Consider the following 13,955-nt stretch of genomic DNA (forward strand, 5'->3'; position numbering starts at 1 on the left):
AGAGACTGACTATGGAAAATATTCAAACACTTATCGCCCAGTATCCTTTAGTGGAAGACCTGGTCGCTCTCAAGGAGACGACCTGGTTTAACCCTGGCACCACCTCTCTTGCGGAAGGTTTACCGTACGTTGGCCTGACCGAGCACGATGTTCAGGATGCCCATGCTCGTCTGACGCGCTTCGCGCCGTATCTGGCGCAGGCATTCCCGGAAACCGCAGCCACCGGCGGCATTATCGAATCCGAGCTGGCCGCGATCCCGGCGATGCAAAAACGGCTGGTAAAAGAGTACGGGCAGCCTATCCGCGGAGAAATCCTGCTGAAGAAGGACAGCCATCTGCCGATTTCCGGCTCAATTAAAGCGCGTGGTGGTATTTATGAAGTGCTGACACACGCGGAAAAACTGGCGCTGGAAGCCGGTCTGCTGACCACACAAGACGATTACAGCATTCTGCTTTCACCTGAGTTCAAACGGTTCTTCAGCCAGTACAGCATCGCGGTAGGCTCCACCGGCAACCTCGGCATGTCGATTGGCATTATGAGCGCCTGTATCGGCTTTAAGGTGACGGTGCATATGTCTGCCGACGCTCGCGCGTGGAAAAAAGCCAAACTGCGCAGTCACGGCGTGACGGTAGTGGAGTATGAAGAAGATTACGGCGTGGCGGTTGAGCAGGGTCGTAAGGCGGCAGAATCCGATCCGAACTGTTTCTTTATCGATGATGAAAATTCCCGCACGCTGTTTTTAGGCTATGCGGTCGCGGGCCAGCGTCTGAAGGCGCAGTTTGCCCAGCAGGGGCGCGTGGTGGATGCCGACCATCCGCTGTTTGTTTACCTGCCGTGCGGCGTCGGCGGTGGTCCTGGCGGCGTGGCATTTGGCCTGAAGCTGGCCTTCGGCGACAACGTGCACTGCTTCTTCGCCGAACCGACCCACTCCCCCTGCATGCTGCTGGGGATTTATACCGGGCTGCACGATACGATTTCCGTGCAGGATATCGGCATCGATAACCTGACGGCGGCGGATGGGCTGGCGGTAGGTCGTGCGTCCGGCTTTGTTGGCCGGGCGATGGAACGTCTGCTCGACGGTCTGTACACCCTGGACGATCAGACGATGTACGACATGCTGGGCTGGCTGGCGCAGGAAGAAGGCATTCGCCTTGAGCCGTCGGCGCTGGCCGGGATGGCCGGTCCGCAACGCGTATGTGCCTCTGCTGACTATCAGCAGATGCACGGCTTCAGCGCAGAGCAGCTCAATAACGCCACCCACCTGGTGTGGGCGACCGGCGGCGGCATGGTACCTGAAGAAGAAATGGCGCAGTATCTGGCCAAAGGGCGTTAAACGTTGCTGACCTTAACGCAGCATCGCCATCAGTTCCATCGGTGAGCGATGTTGCTTAAGCAGGTCACGCATCACGCGCATATGCGGCGCGGTATGGTTGAAGAAAGCGCTGTACCCGCCGCAAATCGCACTTTTTCCACTGCTGTCGCGATGCTTTGGACAATCACCATGGCAAAAGCGTAACAACGAACACGCCTGACATTCCGCACTCAGCGTGGCCTTCTTGGACTGACCAAACGCCGTTACCTGCGGGCTGGCATTGAGCTCACTCAGCGACGTGTGATGAATATTACCCAGGCGAAAATCAGGGTAAACATAGTGATCGCATTGATACAGATCGCCATTCGCTTCCAGGGCAAACGCATGCCCGCAAGTGGAGCTTAGCGAACACATCTGCGCCGGATGCCCGCACCATACGCCCAGGGTTGAATCAAATAACTGGACGAATACGCGACCAATATCTTCTCTGACCCAGATATCAAAGACGGAATTCAGGAAGGTTCCCCATGCCTGCGGCGGGACAGATTCGGCGGTAAGCTCGCCTTTTTCATCATATTCAACCAGCGGAATGAACTGCAAAAACGGCGTGCCAAGCTGGCGAAGGTAGTGATACATCAACCCGGGCCGCTGACTGTTCAGAGAATTAACCACCACCAGCAGATTGAACTCCACCTGATGCTTACGCAGCCTGGCAATAGCGTCCACCACCTTATGGTGAGTCGGTTTTCCACTACGGTTAACGCGATACGCATCGTGCAACTCGGCAGGGCCATCCAGGGAAATCCCAACCAGCCAGCCGTTTTCACGTAAAAACTGACACCATTCGTCGTTGAGCAAAATCCCGTTGGTCTGGAAAGCATTATGGATTTGCTTCCCTTGCCCGTACTGTTTTTGCAAGGTCACTACGCGGCGAAAAAAGTCGATACCACAAAGGGTTGGCTCTCCACCCTGCCAGGCGAACATCACTTCAGACCCCGGCTGCGCGGCAATATGCTGGCGAATAAACGTCTCTAAGGTGGCATCATCCATTTCGGGTTGAGTGGGTTTATCAATGTAAAAACAGTAACGACAATCAAGGTTACAACGAGAGCTGGCCGGCTTGGCCATGACCTGACATCCTGTCATGCTAAATTCCCGATAAATGCAATAAGTTGGCGAACATGCGTTACAGCAAACAGTATTGCGAGGGATAACACCGCGAGGGAGATCATAAATTTGTCACGCACCGCGCGAGATTCAGAAAAATCACTATGCGTAACATCCATCAGGGTACGACTACGGGTATAGCGCCAAAGTACGATGGCCACCATCGCCAGCACCACAATTGAAACCCAAAACAGAAAGCCCGCCTGATGCCAGTTGTGCTTCAGCGCCAGCGCCATTAGCGCGCCATAGCCCAGCAGCGTACGAAACCAGGCCAGCGATGTTCGCTCCGGTTGTAATCCCGGGTCGGCGATACGTCGCGACTTACGGCTATCCGGCATACAGTACCAGTCCCATGACAATCACCGCGACGATCATCAAAATCAGGCTGATGATTAACAGGCTATGGGTATACGGCAAATCCTCTTTCAGACGCATTGCCCTCTCATTACGCAGCCAGCGCAGGTAACCATAAATCGCCAGGCCACCGGCAAACAGACACAGTAACAGCGCCAAAAGCTCACGAATGACCGGCGTGGCGAAATCCGGAGCCAGTTGGTCAAGACCAACGCCCGCCGCCAGAAATCCCAACGCGGTACGGATCCACGCCAAAAAGGTACGTTCATTTGCCAGCGAGAAGCGATAATCCGGGGCTTCTCCAAGGCGGGAAATCTTCATCCAAACTCCTTTTTCATTCATAGCTCAGCTACGTTGTCTGGTCATTTTCAGAATTTCGTACAGCGGAATGCTGATACCCTCTACCTGAACCAGCACAGGGAGGTCTGATGGACATCATATCGCAAAACAAATGTAGTTCACTGGGAATGCTATTTGGCGCCATTGCGTTGATTCTCGGCATTTTCCATTTCTCTTTTGGCCCCTTTTCCGCCCCACCGCCAGCGTTGGAAAGCGTGGTGGCAGAGAAGGTATCCGCCGTTAAAAAAGGGATTCTTGCCGGTCTGAAAGGGGAACAACCGCCCGCTGCTGCGAAAAAAACTGCCACTGATATCGATAAAATACTGGATAACAGCGGCATCGCTCTTGCCGTCATCGCGCTGATATGTGCGTTTATCGGCGGCATGCGTAAAGAAAATCGCTGGAGTATTCATGGCGCAATGTTCTTCGGCGGCGCGACACTTGCCTTTCATGCTCTGCTTTTTGGCATTGCCATTATCTGCGGCATCATTCTGCTCATGCTGATATTTTCCTTTCTCGGCGGTGCTTCTCCAGTTTGACCAGCCTGCCGGATGGCGGCGTGAGAACCCGATCCGGCAGGGCGTTCCCTCAGAACTTCTGCTTTTTCTCCTCCACTTTTACGCCCTGGGTTGGTAAACCGGTGTCGTAATCGCGTACCACCGGAGAATAGCCATCTTGCGGGCGTGGGCGGAAAGCGCCCATCCAGCGCGGTACGGCGTCCGGACGCCACGGACGCAAACTCCACTGGTAGGTACGGAACGGGTCGCGGATTTTATCCATATAGTCCAACAGAGCATCGTGCATCTGGCAGCGAACGTCGGCCAATTGTGGCGAATCTATCAGGTTATGTAGCTCATCGGGATCGTTTCGTCTGTCGTAAAGCTCATCGCTGGTAAACAGATTCAGCACCAGCTTCCAGTCGTCTGTCACCCAGCAGCGTACCGGAATAAATCCGCCAAAACTGTCATGTTCAATCTCATAACGGTTGAACTCCACCATCACGCCGCGTGGCTTTTCAATGTTAAGGATGTTTTCACCCGGCAGGATTTGTGGCTGCTCAATGCCCGCCAGCGCCATCATCGTCGGCAGCAGATCGATATGACTGACCGGCGTGTCTACCTGCATCGGTTCCCCCTGCGGCGGGCGCATAATCAGCGGAATTCGCGTGATGTCGTCATACATCGCCGCCCCCTTACTGATGAGCTTATGCGCTCCCATCATCTCACCGTGATCGGAGGTATAAATAACCCAGGTATTCTCCCGCTGTTCTGGCGTTAAGGCATCAATCACCCGGCCAATCTGATCGTCAACAAAATCGTTGCAGGCAAAATAGAGTGGATGGTGATAGCGTCCGTCTTCACCCACCGGAGACGGCATCGCTTGCGACCACAGGCGATGATGCTCAGGCTTATCGCACAGAGTATCCTGCGCTTTCGCGCCCAGATCGTAGTAAAAGTCCTGATATTTCTGCAGATACTCCACCGGACAGGTAAAAGGGTGATGCGGCTCGTCGTAGGAAATCACCATCAGGAAGGGGTCATCGTTACGAGCTGGCTGGTGGAGGAAATCGACCGCCCGGTTGCTGATACGATGCGCCCAGGTGAAGGTTTTGTCGATATTGTTGGCCAGCAAATCCTCCACGCTGTTCAGACCGTTACGCCACAAACCGATCTCTTTATCCGTCAGTTCTGCCAGGTAATTGGCCCCGTCATACCAGTAGTCGGCATCCCACTCGGGTGGACACTCGCCGGTACCAAAGTAATCATGCCCGTCGAGATGCCACTTGCCGATGTAGCAGGTGTGATAGCCCGCATCCTTGAAGTAGCGCCCCATGGTGGAAATGTTTTTCCCCGGCGCGACGTTATTGGTCCACGGACCGGACTGGTTGGCATAAATACCGGTAAACAACCCCGCGCGGGCCGGGGTGCAGACCGGTGAGCAGGTATAAGCGGAATTGAAGCGAATACCTTCCGCCGCCAGACTATCAATATTATTGGTATTCAGCGGCTTACCACTGTAGCAGCCGACCATATTGGTCGCCTGAGTATCGGTCATAATGAACAGAAAATTAGGGCGGGTCATGCTTTATCCTTAGCGTCAGAGACACAGTGTTCAGTAGAGATACGCCGCGACTGCCAACTGCTGAAAATCAGGTATATCACTACTGCTGCCGTGATGGCGTAGCTGAAGATTGTCAGCCAACGAGAGTTGTAACCACCAAACTGCGCCAGACCAGAATAAACTCCAATCATCGCAAACAGGACGCCAACAGAGGCGATCTTCGCGTTTTTCCACGGCTTCATGTCGACCGCGAAAGCATCATGGAATTTAAACGGCGTGGCACGCGGCTTGATAACACCGATAGCCAGCATGACCACCACGTTGATGCAGAAGGTACAGGCCAGCACGTAGAGGAAGTGGAACTCGAATTTCACCAGATAGTTGATGGTGATGTAGCTGACGATACCCAGCCCCATCGCAACCTTCGCCGCCAACGCCGGGATGCGGGGGAAAAAGAAGCCCATAATAACGATGGTCACCAATGGTACGTTGTAAATGCCGTTGAGTTGTTTCATCCAACTGTAAAGCCCCTGTGGCGCATACGCAATCCACGGCGCAACCAGCACAGAAATAACCGCGACGATAAAACCAAAGCGACGTCCCACGCTGACCAGTTTATCGGGGCTGGCCTGCTCGTTAATCAGTCGACGATAAATACCGAGGCTGAAGAGTGTCGAGGCGCTGTTGAGAAAACCGCAAAACGCGCTGATGATCGCGCCGAACAATACGGCGCTGAAAAAGCCAATCAGCGGCAACGGCATGACTTTGTTTACCAGCGCCGGGTAAGCCATATCCGCTTTTGGGAGATCCTGGAAAAGGTGAAAGGCGATAACGCCAGGCAATACCAGAATCAGCGGATCCAGCATCTTCAACACCGCCGTCAATAAGGCCCCTTTCTGTCCCTCCGATAAGCTTTTTGACGCCAGCGTACGTTGAACAATTCCCTGGTTCGTACACCAGTAGAAGGTATTCACCAGAATAAGCCCGGTCAGTGCCGCGCCGATCGGTACCGGGTCGTTGCTCCCGCCAATCGAATTCAACATCTGGCTGTGATCCTGCGTTAAGCGCGTAATCCCTTCGCTCAGGCTGCCTTTACCCATTGCCATCAGGCCAAACAGTGGCACCATCAGACCGCCAATCACCAGACCGATACCGTTGATCACATCGGCAATAGCGATGGCACGCATCCCACCGACCACGGCGTACAAAATACCACTAATCCCCAATACCACCGCCATCAACCAAATTGCCGTATGCTGGGAAATATCAAAGGTTTCAGTAACATGAAACATACTGTTAAAGGCAAGCGCGCCGGAATACAAAATGATCGGCAGAAAACAAATCCCCGTGGCAATTAAAAAACAGCAGTCGATGATAATGCGGGTCGTTTTGTCATAACGCTCCTCAATAAAGTCCGGAATAGTAGCAATGCCGCGCTGCAGATAGCGCGGCAAAAAAATCAGCGCCAGAAAAATGAGCGGGATCGCTGAGATAACTTCCCATGCCATTACCGACATTCCACTGCGGTAAGCCTGGCCGGTTAACCCTACCAGTTGTTCCGTCGAGAGATTCGTTAGCATCAGCGACGCAGCAATAACCGGCGCTTTTAGCGATCGCCCCGCCAGAAAATATCCTTGTTGCGATCCGGTATCCGCTTTCCGTAACTTCCACCAGGTGATTACCGCCACCAGTAGCGTAAAACCCACAAAGCTTAGAATTTGTAGCGTATTCATCTCATAGCCCTTTTTATCATTATGTCCCGGCAGCGGTAGGGAAAATCGGAGGTATTACGCACCGGGTCAGGCAGTCAGATTTCTTAAAATAAAAACGTCATATCCCTGAACGGATTTTTTCTGTTAAGTTCAGGTTGTGGGCATAATTCTCCGGCGGGAAATTAAAATGAATGGAAAGATGCAAAGTTCGCATGTAAAAAACGAAACTACGTACAATATTCCCCTATTGATTAACGAAAATGTGATCTCAAGCGGAATTTCATTGATCTCGCTGTGGCACACCTATGCCGACGAACATTACCGGGTTATTTGGCCACGCGATAAGAAAAAGCCACTGATAGCTAATTCATGGGTTGCTGTCTATACCGTCCAGGGCTGTGGGAAAATCCTGCTAAAAGGCGGCGAACACATTACCCTCACCGGAAATTGTATAATATTTTTAAAACCAACAGACATTCAGTCTTATCATTGTGAAGGATTAGTATGGGAACAATACTGGATGGAATTCACTCCAACCAGCGTAATGGATATTCCGTTACGCCAGCAAAGCATTATTTATAATGGTGATATTTATAATCAAGAACTGGCCGAGGTCTCGCGATTAATTACGTCACAAGACTCAATGAAAAATAATCTGGCCGTCGCTTTTCTCACAAAAATAATTTATCAATGGATTTGTCTTATTTACGCCGAAGGTAAAAAAGACCCACAGCGGATACAAATTGAAAAACTGATTGCCACTCTGCATGCCAGCCTGCAAAGGCGGTGGAGCGTGGCGGATATGGCGGCCACCATCCCCTGCAGCGAAGCCTGGCTACGTCGTCTTTTTTTACGTTACACCGGTAAAACACCGAAGGAATATTATCTCGATGCCCGGCTGGAACTGGCGCTGTCACTGTTAAAGCAGGAAGGGAATACGGTCGGACAGGTGGCAGATATGCTTAACTTTTTTGACTCATTTCATTTCAGCAAAGCCTTTAAACACAAGTTTGGCTACGCGCCCTCGGCAGTGCTTAAACATGAGAAGTGAAATACCGTCTCATCCGGCCTGCAGGAGATGCAGGCCGGATACTCGCTCTTTAACCCAGCCCCCAGAAGATCACCGCCAGCAGCTGTGGCGTGATAATCCTCAGGAACATAACCAGCGGATAAACGGTGGCGTAGGAGAGCGCAGCTGCCCCGCTGGTGGCATGCAGGTTGTTAGCAAACGCCAGCGCAGGGGGATCGGTCATTGAGCCAGCCAGCATGCCACACAGCGTCAGGTAGTTCATTTTGACAAATAGTCGAGCTAACAAACCCACGGTAATCAGCGGAATCGCAGTAATGAAAATACCGTAGCCCACCCAGCTCAGGCCATCGCCCTGCGTCAGGGTATCGACAAAATCACCGCCTGACTTCAGACCAACTACCGCGAGAAACAGCACAATACCTAACTCTCGCAGCGCCAGGTTAGCGCTGGGAGGCATAAACCAGTACAGCTTACCAATGCTGCCAATACGCCCCAGGATCAAGGCCATAATCAGCGGCCCACCGGCCAGACCCAGTTTTAACGCCACCGGGAACCCCGGGATGAACAGTGGGATGGAACCCAGAAGAACACCCAGCCCGATACCAATAAATACCGGCAGCATCTGCACCTGCTGCAGTTTTTGCTGCGCGTTGCCGACAACATTGGCGACGGCATCAATGGACGCGGGACGCCCCACCAGATTGAGGATATCGCCGAATTGCAGGCTGGCGTCGCTGCTGGCTACGAGCTCAACCCCCGCACGGTTCAAACGGGAGATAACCACGTCGTAACGCTCTTTGAAATGCAGGTCGCGGATTCGTTTACCCAGTACCTGTTCGTTGGTCACCACCACGCGCTCAACGCGTAAATCGGTACCTCGCGTCGACAGCGATGTGTCCACCTCCTGCCCAATCACCACCTGCGCGTTGTGCAGATCGCCAGGCTGACCGACCAGGTGTAACAGGTCGCCCATCTGGATAATTGTCCCTGGCGACGGCACCATCAATGTCTCTTCACGTTTCAGACGCGAGCAGATGATTTTATCGCTGTTCAGAATCGGGACATCCTGAATCGCCATATTGTTGAGGTTTGGGTTTTCCACGCGGATGTTCATCGTCTGAATCAGCGCGTGTCCGTTGGTCAGCGTGGATTCATGCTGATGGGCTTCGGCATCGACGTTAACGCGAAAAATGAGGCGCATCAGCCACATCGTGAGCAAAATACCACAGATACCAAAAGGATAGGCCATGGCATAGCTCATCCCCATCTGATCCACTACATCAGCAGAGGTACCCAGATCGCGCAGAATTTGCTGGCCCGCGCCTAAGGCCGGGGTATTGGTGACCGCACCGGAAAATATTCCCAGCACCACCGGAAGGGGAATGGCAAAAATCTTATGCAGGATCGCGGTGACCAGGCCACCCATAATAACAATCAGTACGGCAAACAGATTCAGCCGCAGCCCGGAAACGCGCAGTGACGCAAAAAAGCCCGGCCCCACCTGAATACCGATGGTGTAGACGAAAAGAATCAGGCCAAATTCCTGAATAAAATGCAGCATGTCGCCGCTCAGGGTCATCCCTGCCTGATCGACAAAATGTCCGACGATAATACCGCCGAACAGCACGCCTCCAATGCCAAAACCAACACCACGTATTTTTATGTTGCCGATCCATAATCCGACAACCGCCACCAATGCCAGAACGCTGACCGTCAATGCTATATCACTCATTATCCTGTTCCCTGTGAATAACATCATTAAGTAAATGGATTCTCGCAGAGTACAGTCGCAATGTATGGGTGGTAAAGCACAAAAAAGCCCCGTCATTTCTGGCGGGGCAAAGGCATGGAGCTATTTAGCTATTTAATGCGGGACGTTCGCTGATGGCGATACGTTGTGGAGCAATGGTTTCAGGTTCATTCCGGGTCAAATCGATATGCAGCAAGCCGTTAGTGAAGCTTGCGCCGGAGACCTCCATATTTTCAGCCAGCGTGAAGCTCAGGCTGAACGGCTGAGTGACCAGCCCCTGATGCAACCATTTGGTCTCTTTTTCCGGCTGTTGCGGCGTACCTTTCACGGTCAGGCGCGTGCCTTCCAGTTGAATATCCAGATCTTCCTGGCGGAAACCGGCTAACGCAAGGGTAATGCGGTAGTGGTTATCATCGCTCTTTTCGATGTTATATGGCGGGAAGCTCTGGCTTTCACCGGTGTTTTGCAAGGCATTGGCCAGTTTGTCAAAACCGATCCATTGACGCAGCAGTGGGGATAAATCGTAGTTACGCATAATAATCTCCTTCTAAGAAGCGAGTAGGTACTTTTCGGCTCCCTGACGGCAAGCCGATGACTTAGCAGGGCCGCCTGCAGCGGCCCACAGAATTAGTTGATTTCGATGCGGCGCGGCTTGTTCGCTTCGGGAATCACGCGCTCAAGATCGATATACAGCAGACCATTCACCAGGTTTGCGCCGCGAACATGAATGTTCTCCGCTAACTGGAACTTACGTTCGAAGTTGCGCTCGGCAATGCCCTGATACAGGTAAGTACGTTCTTTTTGATCGTCCGCATGAGCGCCTTTCACCACCAGCAGATTGTCCTGGGCAGTAATTTCCAGTTCGCTTTCAGCAAAACCGGCAACGGCAATCGCAATGCGGTAATGGTTTTCGTCTACTAGCTCAACGTTATACGGAGGGTAGCCGCCATTGCTCTGGCCCTGATTGTTTTCCAGCAGGTTAAACAGGCGATCAAAACCAATTGCAGAACGGTACAGCGGGGATAAATCAAAGTTACGCATAATCAATAGCTCCTGAAATCAGCGAGAATAATCGACCTTCCATCATGGACAGGTCAGGTAGCCAGGACACCCATCAGGCATGCCCTTCATTTGTCTACACTCTAAAAATGGGTCTTAATACAAACTTTTCAAGCGTATTCATCTGACTTTTTTTGCAGTTTGGTGTCTATTGCATACACTGGGGGAAGCAGTTGTTATCGTTAAATCGCGATAGCCGCCACAGTGCGACGAAATGGTGATGTTATTTTCGCAACGGATCGCTTTAACTCACCATGCAAACACGATAAATACAGATGAATAAATGATGATAAAAAAAATGTTGGTAACACTGGCAATGTGCAGCGGGATGGCGTTTTTGAGCGGCTGTTCCAGCATTATGTCACATACCGGAGGCAAGGAAGGGACGTATCCTGGCACGCGCGCCAGCGCCACAATGATTAGCGAAAGTGATACAAACTGGGGAACCAAGTCGCTGGCGATTCTGGATATGCCGTTTACCGCCGTACTGGATACGGTACTGCTTCCGTGGGATCTCTTTCGCAAAGACAACTCGGTGAGATCCCGCGTAGAAAAAAGCGAGGAGAGAACGCAGGCCACAAACGCGGTTATTCCCCCGGCTGAAATGACCGCGCCTTAAGCTAGCGCCTGGTTTCTGTCACCCATAACTGGCGGAAACCCTCGACGTCTTCCATCCACGCAACCCATTGACCGTCAGGAGAAAAGACGATCGCGTCGCCTGACGGCGGGTTGCCATGATGATCCGTTAAAAAATCAATCTCTCCCGTAAGAGCATCACAACAGGCGATTTTGTTCTGCAGTACAAATCCCAGCCATTTCCCCGACGGATGCCAGTTGAACGCTGACTGAATATCCGTGGCGCAGCGGGTAAGCTGACGCGGCTCCCCTCCTTGTGGGGAAATCAGCCACAGTTGCACAACACCACGATCATCGCGCATTAAAAACGCAATCTCAGAGGCTCCTGGATTACTGCGCACCCAGTGGCGCGGCTGATTAACCAGCCCAGGGAAGACGTGCTCATGGGTAAACGTCAGGCGGCGTTGAGTTATGCCGGATGGCGGCGCAGGCATTGTCGCCTCAGTCCCCTCCAGTGGCTCGTCGCCAGGCTGTTTCCAGCCGCTTTCATCCTGTGGCAAATCAACAATAAACAGCTCCGGCACCTTCTCACCAGAGGCGGACAACGTATCGCCGATAAACGCCAGTCTGCTTTCCCCCACCCAGCCCTCTTCATAGGCGCGGTTAATCTCATCGCTCCCCGGCTTTGGCGCTGGCGTCGTCTGACTCACCAGCACGCACCAGTAGCTACCGCTGTATTCACGGGGATGCTGCGAGGAAACATTCACCGGACCATACGGCGCAGCCACGCCGACGTTGCGTAAATCGAGCGCCGGAGAGCGCTCATGCAGCACATGGTCGTTATAGGTAAAACTGACAAACTCGCCGTTCGGGCTAAAAACATGCACATGACTGCCGCCGCGCAGCGCGCCCGGCGTATATGGCGCAGTAATATCCATCGCATCCAGATTCTCCATCCCAGCCTGCGAAGCAATCACCCCACGCCGATGATGGAAGTCGTAATGCCATGTTTCATCAGGATTTTCAGGCCCATGAATAAATACATATTTTTCCGACTTTGGATGAACGGTCACCACGCCAACGTGTGATCCCTGACTAGCCCGGTAAATCACCTCCAGCTCGCCAGTATGGATATTAACGCGCTCAATTGTTTCACCGGTAAAAGAGGCGCCGGAGGGGCGCACATCAAAGACCAGCCACTGGCTGTCCGGTGTCCAGGTATTGATATTGGTAAGCTGATGATTACGCGGCGTAAAGGTGATTTGCTTCATGGGATGCCCTGATACAAGACGATTTCAGCAATCATACTTCACAAGCACTTCACTTTCAGGCTTTAGCGTATCGCTATCTTCATTTTTTGCGGACAGAAAGATGGAACATTTTGACGTAGCGATTATCGGATTAGGCCCGGCAGGCGCAGCGCTGGCGCGGCAGTTGAGTGGAAAAATGCGCGTGATCGCGTTGGATAAAAAACGCCAGTGCGGCAACGAAGGTTTTACCAAACCCTGCGGCGGTCTGCTGGCCCCGGATGCCCAGCGTTCGTTTATCCGCGACGGGATAACCTTACCCGTTAATGTCATCGCCAACCCGCAGATATTTAGCGTTAAAACGGTTGATGTTGCCGCTTCTTTGACGCGTAACTACCAACGTAGCTACATTAATATCAATCGCCATGCGTTTGATTTATGGCTTAAATCGCTCATTCCTGACGATGTACAGGTGTACCACGACAGCCTGTGTCGGAAAATCTGGCGCGAGGGCGATAAATGGCATGTAATCTTCCGCGCCGACGGTTGGGAGCAGCAGATCACCGCGCGTTATCTGGTAGGTGCCGACGGAGCGAATTCACTGGTACGCCGTCATCTCTATCCCCAGCACCAAATCCGTAAATATGTCGCTATTCAACAATGGTTTGCGGAAAAACATCCTGTCCCGTTCTATTCCTGTATTTTTGATAATGACGCAACCGACTGTTATTCCTGGAGTATCAGCAAAGACGGCTATTTTATCTTTGGCGGCGCGTACCCCATGAAGGACGGCCAGGCGCGCTTTGACGCGCTGAAAGAGAAGCTGGAAGCGTTCCATTTCCAGTTCGGCAAACCGGTGAAAAGCGAAAAATGTACGGTGCTGTTCCCCTCACGCTGGAAAGACTTCGTCTGCGGAGAGGACAACGCATTTTTGATTGGCGAAGCGGCCGGTTTTATCAGCGCCAGCTCGCTGGAAGGGATTAGCTATGCGCTGGACAGCGCGGAGATCCTCAAATCGGTACTGCTGCGGGATACGCCAGATATGAATCACGCTTACCGTAAAGCCACCCGCAAGCTACGCCTTAAACTGTTTGGCAAGATCCTGAAAAGTCGCGCCCTGACGTCGGCGTTTTCCCGTAAATGGATAATGCGCAGCGGCGTGGCGCATATTCCCTTGGCAAAATCTGAAAGTCACCCGCCAGCAAAAGAAAAGCGTGATAAATCGCGTAGTATGGCCATGACATTACGGCGCGTTTTTTTAAGGGATTAAGTTGAACATAAAACATAGCTGGTTGGTAAAATCGCTGGTCGTATCATCGCTTAGCGTTATGTTATCAGGGTGCCTGA

At 52.4% G+C, this 13,955-nt stretch carries 14 protein-coding genes and 1 other annotated feature; of the genes, 5 read left to right on the top strand and 9 right to left on the bottom strand.

Annotated elements, in window-relative coordinates; genetic code table 11:
• Positions 1-11 precede the first annotated feature (11 nt).
• A complete protein-coding gene (gene dsdA / locus OGV94_RS23230) occupies positions 12-1,334 on the top strand; it encodes a D-serine ammonia-lyase (RefSeq protein ID WP_286524507.1) in 1,323 nt (440 codons plus the stop codon).
• Between the two features lie 12 nt (positions 1,335-1,346).
• Here the strand turns inward: dsdA and OGV94_RS23235 are convergent, their stop codons facing one another.
• From OGV94_RS23235 to OGV94_RS23245, 3 genes are read right to left on the bottom strand one after another with little or no spacing between them, the layout of a single operon-like run.
• The gene (locus OGV94_RS23235) at positions 1,347-2,459 is read right to left on the bottom strand and encodes an anaerobic sulfatase maturase (protein ID WP_167373430.1); all 1,113 of its coding nucleotides are present in this window, start codon (positions 2,457-2,459) and stop codon (positions 1,347-1,349) included.
• Positions 2,456-2,818 carry a DUF202 domain-containing protein gene (locus tag OGV94_RS23240; RefSeq protein ID WP_043018797.1) on the bottom strand — a complete coding sequence of 121 codons (363 nt, stop codon included), beginning with the start codon at positions 2,816-2,818 and terminating at the stop codon, positions 2,456-2,458. Before OGV94_RS23240 ends, OGV94_RS23235 begins: the two co-directional genes overlap by 4 nt.
• The gene (locus tag OGV94_RS23245) at positions 2,808-3,155 is read right to left on the bottom strand and encodes a YidH family protein (RefSeq protein ID WP_042311462.1); all 348 of its coding nucleotides are present in this window, start codon (positions 3,153-3,155) and stop codon (positions 2,808-2,810) included. Before OGV94_RS23245 ends, OGV94_RS23240 begins: the two co-directional genes overlap by 11 nt.
• Positions 3,156-3,262: 107 nt before the next feature.
• Between OGV94_RS23245 and yidI the strand changes: the two genes are divergently transcribed.
• The gene (yidI, locus tag OGV94_RS23250) at positions 3,263-3,712 is read left to right on the top strand and encodes an inner membrane protein YidI (protein ID WP_043018798.1); all 450 of its coding nucleotides are present in this window, start codon (positions 3,263-3,265) and stop codon (positions 3,710-3,712) included.
• A gap of 49 nt (positions 3,713-3,761) precedes the next feature.
• On the opposite strand, the gene OGV94_RS23255 is transcribed toward yidI, so the two are convergent.
• Together OGV94_RS23255 and OGV94_RS23260 are read right to left on the bottom strand one after the other, a co-directional pair.
• On the bottom strand, positions 3,762-5,255 hold the full coding sequence (locus OGV94_RS23255; protein WP_043018799.1) for a sulfatase-like hydrolase/transferase: 1,494 nt from the start codon (positions 5,253-5,255) through the stop codon (positions 3,762-3,764).
• Positions 5,252-6,967, bottom strand: coding sequence for a solute:sodium symporter family transporter (locus OGV94_RS23260; RefSeq protein ID WP_043018800.1), 1,716 nt, complete (start codon positions 6,965-6,967; stop codon positions 5,252-5,254). Before OGV94_RS23260 ends, OGV94_RS23255 begins: the two co-directional genes overlap by 4 nt.
• Before the next feature lie 166 nt (positions 6,968-7,133).
• Here OGV94_RS23260 and OGV94_RS23265 point away from each other — a divergent pair, with 166 nt between their 5' ends.
• Positions 7,134-7,997, top strand: a complete 864-nt coding sequence (locus OGV94_RS23265; protein ID WP_043018801.1) for an AraC family transcriptional regulator — start codon at positions 7,134-7,136, stop codon at positions 7,995-7,997.
• A 49-nt stretch (positions 7,998-8,046) separates the two neighbouring features.
• Here OGV94_RS23265 and OGV94_RS23270 read toward each other — a convergent pair whose 3' ends face one another.
• The 3 genes from OGV94_RS23270 to ibpA all read right to left on the bottom strand — a co-directional run bounded on the left by OGV94_RS23270 (position 8,047) and on the right by ibpA (position 10,767).
• Entirely contained in the window at positions 8,047-9,708 is a 1,662-nt protein-coding gene (locus tag OGV94_RS23270) for a putative transporter (RefSeq protein ID WP_286518388.1), read from the bottom strand.
• A 124-nt stretch (positions 9,709-9,832) separates the two neighbouring features.
• On the bottom strand, positions 9,833-10,261 hold the full coding sequence (gene ibpB / locus OGV94_RS23275) for a small heat shock chaperone IbpB (protein WP_043018803.1): 429 nt from the start codon (positions 10,259-10,261) through the stop codon (positions 9,833-9,835).
• A gap of 92 nt (positions 10,262-10,353) precedes the next feature.
• Positions 10,354-10,767, bottom strand: coding sequence for a small heat shock chaperone IbpA (gene ibpA, locus OGV94_RS23280; RefSeq protein WP_003023882.1), 414 nt, complete (start codon positions 10,765-10,767; stop codon positions 10,354-10,356).
• Positions 10,761-10,833, bottom strand: a sequence feature (ROSE (Repression Of Heat Shock gene Expression) occurs in the 5'-region of heat shock genes and acts as an RNA thermometer to modulate expression.). It overlaps the preceding gene by 7 nt.
• 238 nt (positions 10,834-11,071) lie before the next feature.
• Here ibpA and OGV94_RS23285 point away from each other — a divergent pair.
• Positions 11,072-11,404, top strand: a complete 333-nt coding sequence (locus tag OGV94_RS23285; protein WP_167373431.1) for a YceK/YidQ family lipoprotein — start codon at positions 11,072-11,074, stop codon at positions 11,402-11,404.
• A gap of 1 nt (position 11,405) precedes the next feature.
• Here OGV94_RS23285 and OGV94_RS23290 read toward each other — a convergent pair whose 3' ends face one another.
• Positions 11,406-12,632, bottom strand: a complete 1,227-nt coding sequence (locus OGV94_RS23290) for a YidR family protein (RefSeq protein WP_286518390.1) — start codon at positions 12,630-12,632, stop codon at positions 11,406-11,408.
• A 100-nt stretch (positions 12,633-12,732) separates the two neighbouring features.
• Between OGV94_RS23290 and cbrA the strand changes: the two genes are divergently transcribed.
• Positions 12,733-13,878 carry a colicin M resistance lipid reductase CbrA gene (cbrA, locus tag OGV94_RS23295; RefSeq protein WP_286524510.1) on the top strand — a complete coding sequence of 382 codons (1,146 nt, stop codon included), beginning with the start codon at positions 12,733-12,735 and terminating at the stop codon, positions 13,876-13,878.
• Positions 13,879-13,955: the final 77 nt, after the last annotated feature.

This window comes from Citrobacter sp. Ce006, from assembly GCF_030336535.1.
GTDB lineage: Bacteria > Pseudomonadota > Gammaproteobacteria > Enterobacterales > Enterobacteriaceae > Citrobacter > Citrobacter europaeus.

Coding starts and splice junctions, on each gene's coding strand:
- dsdA (WP_286524507.1), top strand. CDS start 12: ATGGAAAATATTCAAACACTTATCGCCCAGTATCCTTTAGTGGAAGAC.
- OGV94_RS23235 (WP_167373430.1), bottom strand. CDS start 2,459: ATGACAGGATGTCAGGTCATGGCCAAGCCGGCCAGCTCTCGTTGTAAC.
- OGV94_RS23240 (WP_043018797.1), bottom strand. CDS start 2,818: ATGCCGGATAGCCGTAAGTCGCGACGTATCGCCGACCCGGGATTACAA.
- OGV94_RS23245 (WP_042311462.1), bottom strand. CDS start 3,155: ATGAAGATTTCCCGCCTTGGAGAAGCCCCGGATTATCGCTTCTCGCTG.
- yidI (WP_043018798.1), top strand. CDS start 3,263: ATGGACATCATATCGCAAAACAAATGTAGTTCACTGGGAATGCTATTT.
- OGV94_RS23255 (WP_043018799.1), bottom strand. CDS start 5,255: ATGACCCGCCCTAATTTTCTGTTCATTATGACCGATACTCAGGCGACC.
- OGV94_RS23260 (WP_043018800.1), bottom strand. CDS start 6,967: ATGAATACGCTACAAATTCTAAGCTTTGTGGGTTTTACGCTACTGGTG.
- OGV94_RS23265 (WP_043018801.1), top strand. CDS start 7,134: ATGAATGGAAAGATGCAAAGTTCGCATGTAAAAAACGAAACTACGTAC.
- OGV94_RS23270 (WP_286518388.1), bottom strand. CDS start 9,708: ATGAGTGATATAGCATTGACGGTCAGCGTTCTGGCATTGGTGGCGGTT.
- ibpB (WP_043018803.1), bottom strand. CDS start 10,261: ATGCGTAACTACGATTTATCCCCACTGCTGCGTCAATGGATCGGTTTT.
- ibpA (WP_003023882.1), bottom strand. CDS start 10,767: ATGCGTAACTTTGATTTATCCCCGCTGTACCGTTCTGCAATTGGTTTT.
- OGV94_RS23285 (WP_167373431.1), top strand. CDS start 11,072: ATGATAAAAAAAATGTTGGTAACACTGGCAATGTGCAGCGGGATGGCG.
- OGV94_RS23290 (WP_286518390.1), bottom strand. CDS start 12,632: ATGAAGCAAATCACCTTTACGCCGCGTAATCATCAGCTTACCAATATC.
- cbrA (WP_286524510.1), top strand. CDS start 12,733: ATGGAACATTTTGACGTAGCGATTATCGGATTAGGCCCGGCAGGCGCA.